Origin of the sequence: Rhizobium halophilum, from assembly GCF_021648825.1 — a bacterium.
GTDB lineage: Bacteria > Pseudomonadota > Alphaproteobacteria > Rhizobiales > Rhizobiaceae > Neorhizobium > Neorhizobium halophilum.
Genome location: NZ_JAKJHS010000002.1, coordinates 629,072 through 643,797, shown reverse-complemented (window position 1 = coordinate 643,797; position 14,726 = coordinate 629,072). Strand labels below are relative to the sequence as shown.

At 60.6% G+C, this 14,726-nt stretch carries 14 protein-coding genes; 11 read left to right on the top strand and 3 right to left on the bottom strand.

From position 1 onward, the window contains the following. Positions 1–411: 411 nt before the first annotated feature. Complete coding sequence (locus LXM96_RS07660) at positions 412–765, top strand: PilZ domain-containing protein (RefSeq protein WP_239997767.1); 354 nt, start codon at positions 412–414, stop codon at positions 763–765. Between the two features lie 118 nt (positions 766–883). Further along, positions 884–1,240, top strand: coding sequence for a hypothetical protein (locus tag LXM96_RS07655; protein WP_239997766.1), 357 nt, complete (start codon positions 884–886; stop codon positions 1,238–1,240). Positions 1,241–1,324: 84 nt separating this feature from the next. On the opposite strand, the gene LXM96_RS07650 is transcribed toward LXM96_RS07655, so the two are convergent. After that, a complete protein-coding gene (locus tag LXM96_RS07650; RefSeq protein WP_239997765.1) occupies positions 1,325–2,494 on the bottom strand; it encodes an MFS transporter in 1,170 nt (389 codons plus the stop codon). Between the two features lie 193 nt (positions 2,495–2,687). Between LXM96_RS07650 and LXM96_RS07645 the strand changes: the two genes are divergently transcribed. From LXM96_RS07645 to LXM96_RS07630, 4 genes are all read left to right on the top strand, one after another. Beyond that, positions 2,688–3,422, top strand: coding sequence for a GntR family transcriptional regulator (locus LXM96_RS07645; RefSeq protein ID WP_239997764.1), 735 nt, complete (start codon positions 2,688–2,690; stop codon positions 3,420–3,422). A gap of 129 nt (positions 3,423–3,551) precedes the next feature. Further along, positions 3,552–4,964 (top strand): vanillate/3-O-methylgallate O-demethylase, encoded by a 1,413-nt coding sequence (gene ligM, locus LXM96_RS07640; protein ID WP_239997763.1) that lies wholly within the window; start codon positions 3,552–3,554, stop codon positions 4,962–4,964. A 438-nt stretch (positions 4,965–5,402) separates the two neighbouring features. Continuing rightward, positions 5,403–5,879, top strand: coding sequence for a methylenetetrahydrofolate reductase (locus LXM96_RS07635; RefSeq protein WP_239997762.1), 477 nt, complete (start codon positions 5,403–5,405; stop codon positions 5,877–5,879). Positions 5,880–6,117: 238 nt separating this feature from the next. Beyond that, positions 6,118–6,744 carry an HAD-IA family hydrolase gene (locus LXM96_RS07630; protein WP_239997816.1) on the top strand — a complete coding sequence of 209 codons (627 nt, stop codon included), beginning with the start codon at positions 6,118–6,120 and terminating at the stop codon, positions 6,742–6,744. 110 nt (positions 6,745–6,854) lie between these two features. Here LXM96_RS07630 and LXM96_RS07625 read toward each other — a convergent pair whose 3' ends face one another. After that, on the bottom strand, positions 6,855–7,337 hold the full coding sequence (locus LXM96_RS07625) for a cupin domain-containing protein (protein ID WP_239997761.1): 483 nt from the start codon (positions 7,335–7,337) through the stop codon (positions 6,855–6,857). A gap of 326 nt (positions 7,338–7,663) precedes the next feature. Between LXM96_RS07625 and LXM96_RS07620 the strand changes: the two genes are divergently transcribed. The 3 genes from LXM96_RS07620 to LXM96_RS07610 all read left to right on the top strand — a co-directional run bounded on the left by LXM96_RS07620 (position 7,664) and on the right by LXM96_RS07610 (position 9,157). After that, entirely contained in the window at positions 7,664–8,032 is a 369-nt protein-coding gene (locus LXM96_RS07620; RefSeq protein WP_239997760.1) for a response regulator, read from the top strand. 76 nt (positions 8,033–8,108) lie between these two features. After that, entirely contained in the window at positions 8,109–8,600 is a 492-nt protein-coding gene (locus tag LXM96_RS07615; protein ID WP_239997759.1) for a heme-degrading domain-containing protein, read from the top strand. Between the two features lie 8 nt (positions 8,601–8,608). Continuing rightward, positions 8,609–9,157, top strand: a complete 549-nt coding sequence (locus tag LXM96_RS07610) for a DUF924 family protein (RefSeq protein WP_239997758.1) — start codon at positions 8,609–8,611, stop codon at positions 9,155–9,157. Positions 9,158–9,174: 17 nt separating this feature from the next. On the opposite strand, the gene LXM96_RS07605 is transcribed toward LXM96_RS07610, so the two are convergent. Continuing rightward, on the bottom strand, positions 9,175–9,426 hold the full coding sequence (locus LXM96_RS07605; protein WP_239997757.1) for a GlsB/YeaQ/YmgE family stress response membrane protein: 252 nt from the start codon (positions 9,424–9,426) through the stop codon (positions 9,175–9,177). Positions 9,427–9,627: 201 nt separating this feature from the next. Here LXM96_RS07605 and LXM96_RS07600 point away from each other — a divergent pair, with 201 nt between their 5' ends. Both LXM96_RS07600 and LXM96_RS07595 read left to right on the top strand, forming a co-directional pair. Beyond that, positions 9,628–12,030 carry a mechanosensitive ion channel family protein gene (locus LXM96_RS07600; protein ID WP_239997756.1) on the top strand — a complete coding sequence of 801 codons (2,403 nt, stop codon included), beginning with the start codon at positions 9,628–9,630 and terminating at the stop codon, positions 12,028–12,030. Between the two features lie 133 nt (positions 12,031–12,163). Further along, the gene (locus tag LXM96_RS07595) at positions 12,164–14,677 is read left to right on the top strand and encodes a GcvT family protein (RefSeq protein WP_239997755.1); all 2,514 of its coding nucleotides are present in this window, start codon (positions 12,164–12,166) and stop codon (positions 14,675–14,677) included. Positions 14,678–14,726: the final 49 nt, after the last annotated feature.

The following is a 14,726-nucleotide window of genomic DNA, read 5'->3' as shown; positions in this document are numbered from 1 at the left end:
CAATACGCAGGCGTTCCTCCATAACCGAAGTCTCTTTCCACGGCATCAACACCTCCCGCAAAACGGAAAGTGTTACCCATGTCCCCGGTACGTTTCGTCACCTATCTCTCAGGTCGGGCAGGGTCTGCTCTGTCCCCCAACGGCTGTTTTTCTTGGCTGCTCGTCCCCCCAAAACTAGTTCGCCGGCAGGATCCGCCGCCTACAGCACCTATGCTGAACCGCGATACAGGCGCCACGAGTGGACGTGCCAAACCCTACCAGTTGCCGTGGTGGACAGGCGTGCTCGAGCGCCTTCTATGACAAACCATCCATGAAAAGTTGTATCTGCTTCACTTTTAGCAAGTTTCTTAACCCACCTGAAGGGCCTGGATGGAAAGCTTGGACGCGGAAACAGCTTGAGGAACTGTGTGGATGGATTACCAGTCGCGAGCGGGCAGCCAGATCGGCGGCAAGAAGCCCAGAAGGGCGGTTCGGAGGACTACCGAAGCAAAGGTCATCGTTTCCTACATGGGGATGGAGACCGCCGGTTTGATCCGGGATCTTTCCACGACCGGCGCCGCCATCGATCTTCAAGGCTATTTCCAAGGGATGGTCGGCAGCACGGTCACATTGCGGTGCGACGGCCTGTGCACCGTGGAGGCGAAGATCCGGTGGTTCCGCAACTGCCGGGTCGGCGTGGAGTTCGATGGCTGTTCCAATACGGCTGCGAAGGTTCACGCCTATTTTAAATACTTCCACAGGGAGCCGATCCTCCAGCGCTCCTGACATACGGCTTGCGATCCGCTAGGGGAACCGGACTTGTAGAGATTGCGGTGTCCTCCCGTCTTCGTGGAACTTCAACGCGTCCCGGCGGTTGTTGCAAGTTGGTATAGGAGGATGAGCAATGCGAATGACCGTTTCTATCCCGGCTGCGATCGCTCTTGCAGCCTTCATTCATGCCCCTGGCAAAGCGGATTGCGTTGATGTGACGACGACCGCCAGCAGCAACTCCGAAAGCGGGATCGCCAAGGACGGCACCCATGCTCCGCTGGAAGGTGCTGCGGGCTCGCAAATGCAGACCCATTCCGAGACAGGGACCACGACGACCAGTGCTGATGCTCTTGCACAGCAACCCCAAAAGGACGGGGAGGGCGTTCCCCTCGGCGAGAGCAGCAGTCTGGCAACGTCTGCGCAAGATGCGGCTGCCCAGCAAGACGGCGAAAAGACAGCCGCAGCCGCGGCCGCAGACGACAAGTGCTGACGGGCGCGATTTCCTGCCGGTTCAGTTTTGGAAGCCGCCGGCCAGGCGGCTTCCCCTTTGATGAGAGCTAGAAGAGCGAGCACGTCACCGGTCGTGACTGCGAAACAGCCACGCTAGCCCAATGCCTGTTCCACCGGTTAACAGCACGAAGACGGGGGCGGCGCCCCAGCCGTATACGGTAACAACTGACGCCAGCAGCAGCGGGCCGAGAAACTGTCCAATGTTCGTTCCTTGCATCACGAAACCACTGATGGTGCTCACAAGATCCTCGCGGGCAGCGTAGGTGGGAAGCGCACTCATGATCGCAGCGGGAAGAAGTCCGCCGGCGGCGGCATAGACGAGTGCCGCGGGATACCGAGCTGCCAGAGGCAGGCCTTCCGTAAAGACAATGAAGGCGCAAAAGCTCAGCAAGGAAAACGCGATCACGATCAAGCACCATCGTTTCACGCCTCGTCTGAGGAGGTAGCCTCCAAAGAAATTACCGGGCACGTTGGCCAGAACGGCTGTCGCGGTCATTGCGGAAGCTGCCACCAGCGCAACGTCGTTCTCCTCGATCAACATCGTCGGCAGAAATCCGAAGACCGACATGAAGCTGGAACTATACAAAAGAAACATCCCGGCGAGCAGCCAGGAGGTGGATCGGGCGGCCGTCAGCCTGGCACCTTGAATGAAAGACATCTCCGTACTCGGGAGCGCCGTGCCGAGGCTTGTGCCAGCACGGGCCAGCGTGATCAGCGGAATGACCGTAAGCAGCGCAGCAGCGATCCAGGAGCCACGCCAGCCCCACAGCGATAGCAGGAATGGAGAGGCCAGCATCATGCTCCCGACACCAATCGGCAGCCAAGCTGCCCATGCAGCGAAAGCCAAGCCGCGATCACGCGGAAGCGTGGCAGACGTGATCAGCGCCGGTGCGGCCACCACTGTGAAAATCAAGCCTATCCCTTCGACGATGCGGGTCGCGAAGAGTTGGGCCGGCTGCTGGGACACGGCGCCGAGCACGCTGCCGAGTGCGAGGAGAGACAGGCTCATCAGCATCGATCGGCGCGGCGTCAATCGGTCGGCCGTTCGTCCCACTGCCAGCCCCAGCAAACCTCCCATGAGGCTGACAAGTCCCATCAGCCAGCCAGCTTCTACCAGATCGAGCCCCATTTGATCGCGCAGAAACGGAAGGGCTGGCGGAACCTTTCCAACATGCAGCGCTGCGGCAATCCCGGCAAGAACAGCGACCGCTACCTCCCTCCAGCGTGTTTCCATGTCCTACTCGCTTTGTATCTAGCTGATGTGTCCGCACGATGTGCTTCAGGCCCACCAGAGAGTGGTAGTTCGGCCTCCCCCTCAAGCCAAGCGCCATAATGAACCATGTATACATTCATCCGGATTTTTGGTTGCTGGCGGACTGCAGATAGGGCAGGCTCACTTAGCCGGGACGGGACTGGAGAATGGTGCGATGGAGGAGACGGGCAGAACCACACATACGCTTGCGGCATTGATGGAGCTGCGCAAACGCATCCTGAACGGTGACTTCCCCGGCGGGACACGATTGTTCGAGGTTCCTCTTGCTGAAACACTGCAGATCTCACGCACGCCGATCCGTGAGGCGATGTCACGGCTCGCGGAGGAGGGGCTGCTGGATCGCCTGACCAACGGAGGCTTCGTCGTTCGCAGTTTCACGCTCGCGGATGTCCTCGACGCAATCGAACTCCGGGGCGTGCTCGAAGGGACGGCCGCGCGGCTGGCTGCAGAGCGGTCTGCGACGCCGGCAGGTCTGGAGCGACTCAACCACGTCCTTCTGCAGTTGGACGCTTGCTTCGGGCGGGATGCAAACGAGGTGGACTTCGAAGCCTATCCGAACCTGAATGCGCAGTTTCACACGCTGCTCGTCACACTCTCGGGAAGCGCGGTCCTGCAAAGGGAAATCGAGAGGGCGACACGGCTTCCATTTGCGTCCCCCTCGGCGTTTCTGTCCGGGCGTACGAACATCGACGTTTTCCGTCAGTCATTGCACGTCGCCCAGGAGCAGCATCGGGCATTGGCGGCGGCGATCGCTTCCCGGGAAGGAACGCGCGCCGAGTTCATCGCTCGAGAGCACGCACGCATCGCCCGGCGTAACCTCGAATACGTGATGTTGGAAAACCCCGAGCTGATCATCAGTGTCCCGGGACTCGCCCTTCTCAACAGCTGACTCGCGCTGAGACGCTGGTCTGCATACAGCCGCACACCAAAAGGGCGAGTTGGGTCCCGCTTTCCCTCTTGCAGTTTTGCTGCAAATGAGCTGATGTATACATGACACTTATCTCAGGGAGGAGAGACCGTGACGAAAAGGAGCTTGTCAGATGCCATCAATGCGAGCGGCAACGCGGTCGAGATGCTGCGCAACTCCAAGATCGGGATGTATGTCTACCCGGTGGTGGCGCCCGAATTCACCAATTGGCGCGATGAACAACGTGCCTGGCGAGAGTCCGCGGTCCTGTTCGACCAATCGCACCACATGGACGAAATCATTGTCGAAGGCCCTCAGGCCGTGGCCTTCCTCGAGCATGTCGGGATCAACAGCTTTGCCAACTTCGATCTCAACCGCGCCAAGCATTTTGTACCGGTGACACCTGCGGGCCATGTCATCGGCGACATGATCATCTTCCGCGAGCGTGAGGACAAGTTCATCCTCGTCGGGCGCGCACCAACGGCAAGCTGGGTTCAGTTCCAGCAGGCGATCGGCAGGTGGAACGTGCGGATTCATCGGGATCCTCGCTCGCCCTCGCGGCCGGACGGCAAAGCGGTGTACCGTACGCATTACCGGTTCCAGATCCAGGGGCCCGATGCGCCGAAGATCTTCGAGAAGATGAACGGCGGTCCGGTGCCGGACATCAAGTTCTTCCACGTCGACTGGATCAATGTGGGCTCCAAGCGTGTGCAGGCGCTGCGCCATGGCATGGCCGGTGCACCCGGACTGGAGATCTGGGGGCCTTTTGCTGACCTGGAGTATGTCCGCAGCGTCATCCTCCAGTCGGCCCGCGATGCGGGCGTCGACATGCATCAGGTCGGCAGCCGCGCCTATTCCACGAACACGCTGGAATCTGGCTGGATCCCGTCGCCGCTACCTGGCATCTACACCGGCGACGGCATGATGCAGGAGTATCGCGACTGGCTTGGCGCCGACAGCTATGAAGCGACCGGCGCGATTGGCGGAAGCTTCGTCTCCAGCAACATCGAAGACTACTACGTGAACCCGTTCGAGCTCGGCTACGGCTTCTATATCGGCTGGAAGTCCGACTTCATTGGTAAGTCCGCACTGGAGAAGATGAAGGACGGTAAGAACCGCAAGAAGGTGACCTTCGAGTGGAATGCCGAGGACGTGGTGAAGGTGATTGCGTCGGCTTTCCAGCCGGGTGAGGATCACTACAAGTGGATCGATTTCCCGCAGCCGAACTATGCGTCTACGAGCGCCGACATGGTGATGCATGAAGGAAAGATGGTCGGCATGTCGATGTTCAACGGCTACAGCTACAACGAGCGCTGCATGCTGTCGCTCGGCGTCGTTGATGCTGATGTCCAGGAAGGCGACGTTCTCACGATGATCTGGGGCGAGCCGAACGGCGGCACCGGCAAGACCTCCACGGAGCGTCACAAGCAAGCTGAGATCAGGGTTCGTGTTTCGCCGACTCCCTATGCTCGCGAAGCGCGGGAGAACTATGCGGAGAGCTGGCGCAACAAGCGGGTCGGCTGAGCCCTGACGGGCGGGCTCCGGCATGGCGTCCGCCCGTTCGTCCGATCATCTGCAATCGGAAGTCTTCTCACCGAGAGACGAAGGGCAGGCAATGGGAATGACAGGGTTTCTTCGGCAGGAGGACATCTCCGCTGTTCCGGCTGCCTTCGGCGAACTGCTGCGCACCGCATCGATCGAGGTCATGCCGCGCACCGCGGCCAAGATCCATGACTTCCGGCCACAGCTGCAAAAGGGGTCGCGGGTCTATATTGCCCATATCCGGGGGACATCGATCGATGAGATGGTGGAGACCGCAAGGCGACTGACGGACGAGGGCTTTCAACCCATGCCGCATCTGCCCCGGCGCGCATTGTCCCGAGCCATGCGGCACTGGAGCTCTGGGCACGGCGGTATCGGGAAGAGGCGGGGGTCACCCAGGCGTTGCTTCTCGGTGGTGGCGTGGCAGAGCCGGCAGGGCCGCTCGACAGTTCGATTTCCATGCTCGAAACCGGCATCTTCGACCGGCTCGGCTACAAGCGGCTTCATGTTGCAGGGCATCCGGAAGGCAACAAGGACATCGACGCGGACGGTAGCACCTTGCGGCTGGACGATGCCCTCCAGTGGAAGCAGAGGTTCTCCGAACGCACCGATGCCGCGATGGCGATCGTTACCCAGTTCGCATTTGATTCAGCTCCGGTCATTCGTTGGGCGGAGCGACTGCAACAGGCGGGCATCTGCATGCCGATCCACATCGGTGTCGCAGGACCGACGAAGCTCCAGACGCTTATCAAGTTCGCGATCGCCTGCGGTGTCGGACCGTCGCTGAGCGTCCTGCAGAAGCGGGCGCTCGACCTTCGCAAGCTTCTCGTCCCGCACGAGCCCAACGACTTCGTGACAAACCTTGCCAGCTACAAGTTGCTCATCCCGAAAGTCTGATCGAACAAATTCATCTCTTTCCGCTCGGCGGTATCCAGGCGACCACCGACTGGCTGGCGCGGATGCAAGGCGAGGCGGGCATCCAGGATGACCAGCTCGCCTGAGATCGCCGGTTGTCCTCGCTCGTCGAAGGGGATAAGCGAGAAAGCCGCTTTTCCAGACCCGCCTGCCGCCGGAGCCATCCTTGTCATTTGATCCTACCGCTTTCAACAAAAGCTACGCAGGCTTCCTGTTCGACATGGACGGGACCATCCTTAATTCGCTTGCCGCCGCAGAACGGGTCTGGGGGCGTTGGGCAACGCGCCATGGTCTCGATCTTGCGGCATTTCTGCCGACGATGCACGGCAAACGGGGGATCGACACGATCGCCGGTCTCGATTTGCCGGGCATAGACCCGGTCGCGGAGGCGGCTGAAATACTGCGGGGGGAGATAGAGGATGTCGCGGGGGTGGTGGCGATCGATGGTGCCGCCGACTTTCTCGCCGCATTACCGGCGGATCGCTGGGCGATCGTGACGTCCGCCCCGGTCGATCTGGCACGGGCACGGCTGCGGGCTGCGGGCATCCCTCAACCGCGGCTCATGGTGACAGCGGAAGACGTCGAGGTGGGCAAGCCCGATCCGCAATGCTACCTTCTCGGCGCCGAGCGTCTAGGGTTCGGTCCCGGCGAGATGCTGGTCTTTGAGGATGTGCTGGCGGGCGTCGCCGCGGGTGAGGCCGCCGGTGCCGACGTCGTAGTGGTCACCGCGACGCATGAGCGTTCGTTGGAAACCAGCCATCCTACCATTCGTGACTACACGGGCATGTCCGTCGTGGTGGAGCCGGGTGGAAGGCTTTCGATCAGAGCACGCGGTGAAGCCGCCTGACAGGCCTGCCAGCCAGAGCTCGGTTCATCCAAAATCTTCTCCAGCAGCCAGAGCAGAATAGTGGGAAGAACGGCCGCGTTGTCAGAGCGTCGAAGATGGCCGCGGGTTGATCATCGATGGATCGGGTCCGTCCACAGGACCGCCTCCGGTTTCTCTACGGGCTCGATGTCGAGGTTGACGACCGTGGGCTCCTGTCCCGACCGGAACAGCACGCATTCCAATGTCTCGTCCACACTGGCGTTGATTTCCTGGTGCGGCACGAAAGGCGGCACATAGATGAAATCGCCTGGCCCCGCTTCGGCCACGTACTCGAGCTCATCGCCCCAGCGCATGCGGGCCTTGCCCTTCAGGACGTAGATGATGCTTTCCAGTTCGCCGTGATGATGAGCGCCCGTTTTGGCGTTCGCATGGATGGTAACTGTGCCTGCCCATATCTTCTCGGCGCCGGCTCTTGCCTTGTTGATCGCAGCAGCACGGTTCATGCCCGGCGTCTGCGCCGTGTTGGGATCAAGCGAATCTCCCGGAATGACTTTGACGCCGTGATCGCGCCAATGGTCGTGATTAGATGGATGGGTATGGTCGTGATCCGTCACGGGACTCTCCTCATGTCATGCCGGCGCACCGCTTGATCGCCGGTTGCGACTCGAATTCGCCCAAAGACAATCGCTGACAACGGAAATGCGCGGACGGAGCTAACTTCAACATCAGCGCCTGACGCAACGCAAGATCCCCATCCACCGGAGATGGGAAGCAAGAAAGGGTACAGCCTGCCTGCTGCCTTCAGCACGGAAGGCCCTCGTAAAAGGCTGGCGGATCTTTCGTTCATTGCCTATATGGCCCGCCAATGTGCCTCCGGCAGGATGTCCGCGTGGGCCTGGGCAGAAGTGTTCCGCTGCTCAGAAGAAAATGGAGTTGAACCATGTCCGTACAGAAGGCTGTCGTGCTCATTGTGGAAGACGAGCCCCTCATTCGCTTCACGACGCTGGATGCACTGGAAGAGGTCGGGCATGTAGTTCTCGAGGCTGCCAATGCGGATGAGGCGATGGTGCTTCTGCGCAATCGCACGGACGTCGACGTGGTGTTCACCGATGTGAACATGGCGGGCTCGATGGATGGCATTCAACTGGCGCAGCGGGTGCGGGCCCTGCGGCCCCACATTGGCATCATCATCACCTCCGGCGTTGTTCGGCTCGACCCAATGATGCTGCCGGCGCGCACGCATTTTCTGCCGAAGCCCTATCAGCATGACATGGTCCTGTCGGCCATCCACTCCCTGCTGCAGACGTAGCCGCCATCCCAAGCCGGACATCTTTACTTCTGCTTCGGACTGGTCATGAATGCCGGCACAAACGAGAGGAACTACCATGACACGCGAAGAGGACCTGTCTCGTATCGCGCAGCAGGAGCAGGAGCTTGGGTTCGAGCGCTTCGATCCGGCAACGGCCTGGGAACTCGGTACTCTGCTCCGCGAGATGGCGATGGAGCGAGGGGCAGAGGTGGTCATCGACGTTCATCTTCATGCGATGCCAGTCTTTTATTGCGCCATGCCGGGGACGACGGCAGACAATGCATCCTGGGTTCGCCGCAAACGTGCTGTGGTGCTGAGGTTTTTTCAGGCGAGCTATGGCATGGGGCTGAAACTCGCACAGCAGAATACGTCCATTGAGGAAAAGTACGGACTCCCGGGGGCCGACTACGCGACCCATGGCGGGAGCTTCCCGATCTTTGTAAAATCGGCCGGGTGCATCGGCGCCGTTACGGTCTCCGGCCTGCCGCAGCGGGAGGACCACAACCTTGTCGTGGAGGCTTTGTGCCGCATGCTCGATAGGGATCACGAGAAGCTGAAGCTCGCCTGAGGAGGATAATGATGGGAATCGGGAGCCAAGAAATCCTGGAATTTTGGTTTGGCCGATTGACGCGGCAGGATTGGTTTCAAAAGTCGGATACGCTGGACGAAGAGATCAGTCGCCGCTTCCGCGACATCCATCTCGACCTTGCACGGGGAGGGTTGGAGAATTGGCGGGACACGCCGGAGCGTCGCCTCGCGGCGATCATTGTGCTCGATCAGTTCCCGCGCAATATCTATCGGGGAAGTCCGCTGGCCTTTGCCACGGATTGGATGGCGTTGCGGGAAGCGAAGCTTGCGGTGGGTGCGGGCGCCGACAAGGAGGTAGCTGCCGAGCGGCGGGCCTTTATCTATTTGCCGTTTGAACATTCCGAAGATCTAGCGGATCAGGAGCGGTCTGTGGAACTGTTCAAGGCCTTGGATGATGGAGAGTATCTCGATTATGCCGAAAGGCACCTCGCAGTGATCCGCGAATTTGGCCGCTTCCCGCATCGCAACTCACTTGTAGGGCGCCCATCGACTGACGCCGAGCTCGACTATTTGTCGCAGCCCGGCGCCGGATTTTAGTTGTCGCTTTCTAGCGCTCAGCGCCGGAACATCCGGCCGATGGCAATCAAGATGCATGCACCTATGAAGCCCGCGATGAGATAACCGATCCATCCGCCAAGGCTGATGCCGATCAGTCCCAGCAGTGCGTTGGCGACGATGGCTCCGACGATCCCGAGCAGGATGTTCATCAGGATGCCCATATTGCTCTTCATGAACTTCTCGGCGAGCCAACCGGCGATGCCGCCGATGATGATTGCCGCGAGCCAGCCAACTCCAGCGTCTTCCATTACCTTACCCTCCTGTGGTGGTTGCGCATGGTAACGCCGCACAATGTTCCAAGGTTCCAGGCGACTGGAGGTGGAGCCTTTTCTTTCACCAAAGCGGCTCGTAAGTTGCCCGCCAGCGAATCCATGATCCGGTGCATCCAGTTGAAGCTGTTTCCTCGCGCAAGCCTTTCGTCCGCTCGTTCCCTGTCAATGGCCGCCGTGATGTTGCTGTCTATCCTGGTGATGGCTGTAGCCAGCCACGCGCAGCAGGCTCCCAGGGCTGAGGTAACCGCAGATTCGATCAATGATGAAGTGCAGGAAACGCTCGCTGCCTCTCGCCAGAAGCTGAGCACTGTGCGGGAGCGCCTTGAGCAGCCAGGCGTCGACGATATGCGTTTGGCGGAACTGCGCGTGCAGGCGGAGGATGTGGCCAGCGAGGTGCAAGGAACCTCAGCGGAAATGGAGACGCGGCTGGCGCAGATCGAGGCGCGACTGGCCGATCTGGGAGAGCCGCCGGCTGCTGGGCAGCCTCCGGAGGCTGCCGCAGTTACCGAGGAACGCAACCGGCTGACGACGGAACGCGCCGAGCTGACCGTCCTCACCGACGATGCGGCGGGCCTAATGAGCAGCGCCAACCAGACAGTGGCGACGATCTCGACGCTCCGCCGGGACTTGTTCGCGCAAACGCTCTTCAAGCGCACCCAGCTATCCGGGGAGTTGTTCGTTGTGGCGGGCGAGTCCTTAGTCCTTGAGATCCAGGAACTCGGCGGCGCGCTCGGAAGCTGGTTGAGCTTCGCCTGGAAGTTCAAGAAGCTTCCCTTGCTCGCTTCCATCTTCCTTTCCCTCGGCGCTGCGCTCGTCTTCCTCTCCGGGGGCCGCCGGCTCTTTGCAAGGCTGATCCTTCGCAACGCCTCAGACGAGTGGCCGACCTATATCAAGCGATTATCGCTCGCGTTTTGGTCGACCGTTACCAGAACGCTGTCTCTTGCAGCGTTCCTGGTCGCATCATTCCTTTTCCTGGATGGTTTTAACGTGCTGCGGCGGGACATCGCACCGATCCTCGCGGCGCTCTTCAGCTTCATATGGTTCGTCTACTTTGTGTCGCAGTTGAGCTATGCGGTGCTGTCCCCACGCCACTCGGAGTGGCGACTCGTCCGGGTGACCGACCGCGGTGCTCAGATTTTGGTTACAGCGATCGTTGCCATGGCCGCGATCAACGGACTGGACTACCTGCTAGGGGCGATCAGCGAGGTCTTGAGCGCGCCTTTGGAACTGACCATTGCCAAAAGTGTCGTAGCCTCCCTGGTCATCGGTGTCATTCTTCTCGGACTTTCCTTCGTCCGCCCGATCATGGCCGAAGGCAAAGCCGACGCCGAAGGTCGGGCGTGGCCTCGCTGGCTGGGTTATCTGCTCCGGGTGATGGGGGTGCTCCTGCTCCTGACTGTGCTAGCCGGCTATGCAGGCCTGGCACGGTTCGTCGCGACGCAGATCGTCCTGACGGGCGCGGTCCTCGTCACCGTCTACATCGGCATCCTCTCGGGCAAGGCGGTCGGGAAGCAGGGTGTTTTCGCGCACACGGCAGTTGGCGAGCGACTGGGACGCCGCTTCAACCTTGGTGAGGTGGCGCTCGACCAGGTGGGGCTCGTTGCTGGTCTTGCCATCTATGTCTTCGCTCTACTGCTCGGCATCCCGCTCATCCTGCTGACCTGGGGGTTCCAGATCACTGACATAGAGGTCTGGGTCTATCGCTTCTTCACGCGGATCACGATCGGCAACATCTCGATTTCCATCGTCGGCATACTCGGCGGACTTCTGCTGTTCGGCCTCGGTTATCTGGCAACCAAATGGATCCAGCGCTGGATCGACAGTCATGTGCTGGAGCGAAGCCAGGTCGATGCGGGCGTGCGCAATTCAGTCAAGACCGGGATTGGATACCTGGGGATCGGACTGGCTGTGATCGTTGGAGTATCGGCGGCGGGCGTCAACCTGTCTAGCCTTGCGCTGGTGGCATCGGCGCTATCTGTCGGTATCGGTTTCGGGCTCCAGAACGTCGTCTCGAACTTTGTTTCCGGACTCATCCTGCTCGTGGAACGACCCTTCAAGGTAGGCGACCACATCGTGACGGGAACCACAGAGGGCATCGTCAAGCGCATCTCCGTGCGTGCCACCGAAGTCGAGACCTTCCGAAAGCAGTCGATCATCGTTCCGAACTCTGATCTCATCAATGCGCCCGTCGGGAACTGGACGCATCGCAACAAGGTGCAACGGTCCGAGGTGCCCGTCTCCGTCGCCTACGGCACGGATCCGGAGAAGGTAATCGCCATTCTTCTGGAAATCGTCGAGGCGGTGCCGGAAGTCTTGCGCAATCCGGAGCCGCATGTCGACTTCATGGCCTTCGGCGCCTCTTCTCTGGATTTTGAACTGCGATTCCATCTGGCTGATTACACCGACGGCATTCGCATCAGGGCGCTGGTCCGGATCGAAATCCTGCGCCGCTTCGAAAAGGAAGGCATCGAGATCCCCTTTGCGCGCCAGGATATCATGATCTTGCCAAGACCGCGTCGCGAGGATCTGAAGTCGACGACAGGACCGGCCGATGCCGTCGAGGATGGCGCCGGCGTTTAGCGGCTCGGCGGCCCGTCGCGACGAGCTTTTCGCATGTCGTATTCAGGCGTTTCGTCGCCCGGCCAGACCTGCATAGTCGGCATCGAGATGGTGCGGCGCTGCTTGGTGGGTCGCGAACGAGGGGTTCCTTTCGATGAAGACACATGCGCGAGCCGTTGTGATCGGGGGCGGCGTGGTAGGGGTTTCGACGCTCTATCACCTAGCGAAGAAGGGATGGAGCGACAGCGTCCTGATCGAGCGCAAGGAACTCACCTCGGGCTCCACCTGGCATGCAGCTGGCCTGCTGCCGCTCTTCAACCTGTCCTATTCCGTCGGTCAACTCCACAAGTACAGCGTCCGCTTCTACGAGGAGCTCCAGAAGGAAACCGGCATGAATGTCGGCTTCTCCAAAGTGTCCAACATCCGCCTGGCGCGGACAAAGGACCGCTGGGACGAGTATATGTACTACGCCGGTATCGCCGAAACGATCGGGGTTAAGGTCAACATCCTCACGCCTGAGCAAGTGAAGGAGGTCTGGCCGCTTTGCGAGACGGATGGCCTGCTCGGCGCTATCCAGCATCCCGACGATGGCTACATCCAGCCCGCCGATCTTACCCAGGCGCTCGCGAAAGGCGCCCGCGATCGCGGCGCAACAATCTACCGCAACACGACGGTCACGGCCATCGAGCAGCAAGGCGACGGCTTGTGGAAGATCATCACCGACAAAGGCGAGATCACCGCGGAACATGTCATTTCCTGCACCGGAAATTTTGCCCGACGCACCGGCCAGATGGTCGGCATCAACGTCCCTGTGATTCCGGTGGAGCATCAGTATATCGTAACCGAGCCTCATCCCGCCATCCAGGAGCGGCGCCGGCAGGGCTTGCCCGAGATGGGCGTGCTGCGGGAATCCGATTCCGCCTGGTATATGCGCGAGGAGGCCGGAGGGCTGATCCTGGGGCCTTACGAGGTCGGCGCACCTGTTTGTTATGTCGAGGGACCCTCCGACGACAGCGAATATGAGCTCTTCCAGGAAGACCTGGACCGGTTGATGCCGCATATCGAGGCGGCGATCGTTCGTGTGCCGGCCTTCGGAGAGGTGGGCATCAAGAAGGTCTACAACGGCGCCATTGCCTATACCCCCGACGGCAATCCGATTGTCGGCCCGGCACCGGGGCTGACGAACTTCTGGCTCAACGAAGGCCATTCCTTCGGCATCACGGCCGCAGGCGGGGCTGGCTGGCAGCTCGCCGAATGGATCGTCGATGGCGAGCCCACGGTCGACCTCATGGGAGTCGATCCGCGGCGCTTTGGTCCTTATGCGACGGAAGGCTACCTTATCGCGAAGAACGAGGAGGCCTATTCCAATGTCTTCACCATGCATTATCCCGACGAGGAACGCGCTGCTGCTCGGCCGTTGAAGACGACGCCGGTCTACGAGCGGCTGAAGACGCTCGGCGGCGTGTTCGGCTCGGTTTACGGCTGGGAGCGCGCCAATTGGTTTGCGCCCGCGGATTACGAACTGCCGGAAAGCGAAAGGGGCGTCGGCGCCGACGTGATCACCAATCACAACTATGCGGCACCTCTGGACGATGGCCGGGTCGTGGAAAAATGGTCCTTCCGGCGCTCCAATTACTGGGAGCATGTCGGCAATGAGGTGAGGAATGTCCACGAAAACGTCGGCGTGCTCGACATATCACCCTTCGCCAAGATGGAAGTCTCCGGCCCCGGAGCTCGCAGCTGGCTGGAATCCATCTTCGCCAACGCCATTCCGAAGAAGCGCGGCCGCATCGCGCTCGCCCATCTCTTGACACCTACTGGTGGCGTGCGCGCGGAATTCACCATCTACGAATGGTCGCCGGGCCGCTTCTACATGGTGTCAGCCGGTGGCCTTGAGGCGCACGATCATGACCTCCTCTGGCGTCTCGCGCCCAAGGATGGCAGCGTTGTCCTACAACCGATCACGCAGAAGTTCGGGGTTCTCGTGCTGGCCGGCCCTCGGTCGCGCGACGTCCTGAAGACGCTCACCCGTACCAGTCTTGAAACCAAGGAATTCCCCTGGTTGACCGCCAAGCCGATCTCCGTGGGCGTTGCCACCGCCCATGCATTGCGGGTCAACTTCGTCGGGGAATTGGGCTGGGAACTGCATCACCCGATCGAGATGCAGACCTATATCTTCGACGAGCTCATGAGGGCCGGGGCCGAATTCGGCATCAAGCCCTTCGGAATTCGCGCGATGAGCGCCATGGCGCTTGAGAAGTCCTATCGCAACATGGGGCGCGAACTCTCCATCGAATATAACGCGTTTGAGTCGGGTCTCGATCGCTTCATTCGCCCTGACAAGCCATTCCTCGGGCGCGACGCACTGTTCAAGTACAAGCAGGATGGCGTGAAGTGGAACTTCGTCACCCTCATTCTGGAAGGGAACACCGATGTCGATGCCAGGGGATCGGAGGCGATCTATGATGAGACGGGCGCGCTCGTGGGCCGCGCCACCAGCGGCGGCTATGGCTGGCGCATCGGCAAGTCGCTTGCCCTCGCCATGGTGAAACCCTCTTGTTCGGAGATCGGCACCAGGCTGAAGATCAAGATACTCGGGACGCTCTATGATGCTTCAGTCGTAGCCGAAAGCCCTTTCGATCCAGAAAACACCGTGCTGCGCGGGTAGGCTTCCTTAGGGAAGTCTTCACCTTGAAGCTGCTTTCGACGCTTTCGCC

Excerpts from the sequence above, each read along its gene's own strand:
- LXM96_RS07660 (WP_239997767.1), top strand. The coding sequence starts at position 412 with ATGGATTACCAGTCGCGAGCGGGCAGCCAGATCGGCGGCAAGAAGCCC.
- LXM96_RS07655 (WP_239997766.1), top strand. The coding sequence starts at position 884 with ATGCGAATGACCGTTTCTATCCCGGCTGCGATCGCTCTTGCAGCCTTC.
- LXM96_RS07650 (WP_239997765.1), bottom strand. The coding sequence starts at position 2,494 with ATGGAAACACGCTGGAGGGAGGTAGCGGTCGCTGTTCTTGCCGGGATT.
- LXM96_RS07645 (WP_239997764.1), top strand. The coding sequence starts at position 2,688 with ATGGAGGAGACGGGCAGAACCACACATACGCTTGCGGCATTGATGGAG.
- LXM96_RS07630 (WP_239997816.1), top strand. The coding sequence starts at position 6,118 with ATGGACGGGACCATCCTTAATTCGCTTGCCGCCGCAGAACGGGTCTGG.
- LXM96_RS07620 (WP_239997760.1), top strand. The coding sequence starts at position 7,664 with ATGTCCGTACAGAAGGCTGTCGTGCTCATTGTGGAAGACGAGCCCCTC.
- LXM96_RS07615 (WP_239997759.1), top strand. The coding sequence starts at position 8,109 with ATGACACGCGAAGAGGACCTGTCTCGTATCGCGCAGCAGGAGCAGGAG.
- LXM96_RS07610 (WP_239997758.1), top strand. The coding sequence starts at position 8,609 with ATGATGGGAATCGGGAGCCAAGAAATCCTGGAATTTTGGTTTGGCCGA.
- LXM96_RS07605 (WP_239997757.1), bottom strand. The coding sequence starts at position 9,426 with ATGGAAGACGCTGGAGTTGGCTGGCTCGCGGCAATCATCATCGGCGGC.
- LXM96_RS07600 (WP_239997756.1), top strand. The coding sequence starts at position 9,628 with ATGTTGCTGTCTATCCTGGTGATGGCTGTAGCCAGCCACGCGCAGCAG.
- LXM96_RS07595 (WP_239997755.1), top strand. The coding sequence starts at position 12,164 with ATGAAGACACATGCGCGAGCCGTTGTGATCGGGGGCGGCGTGGTAGGG.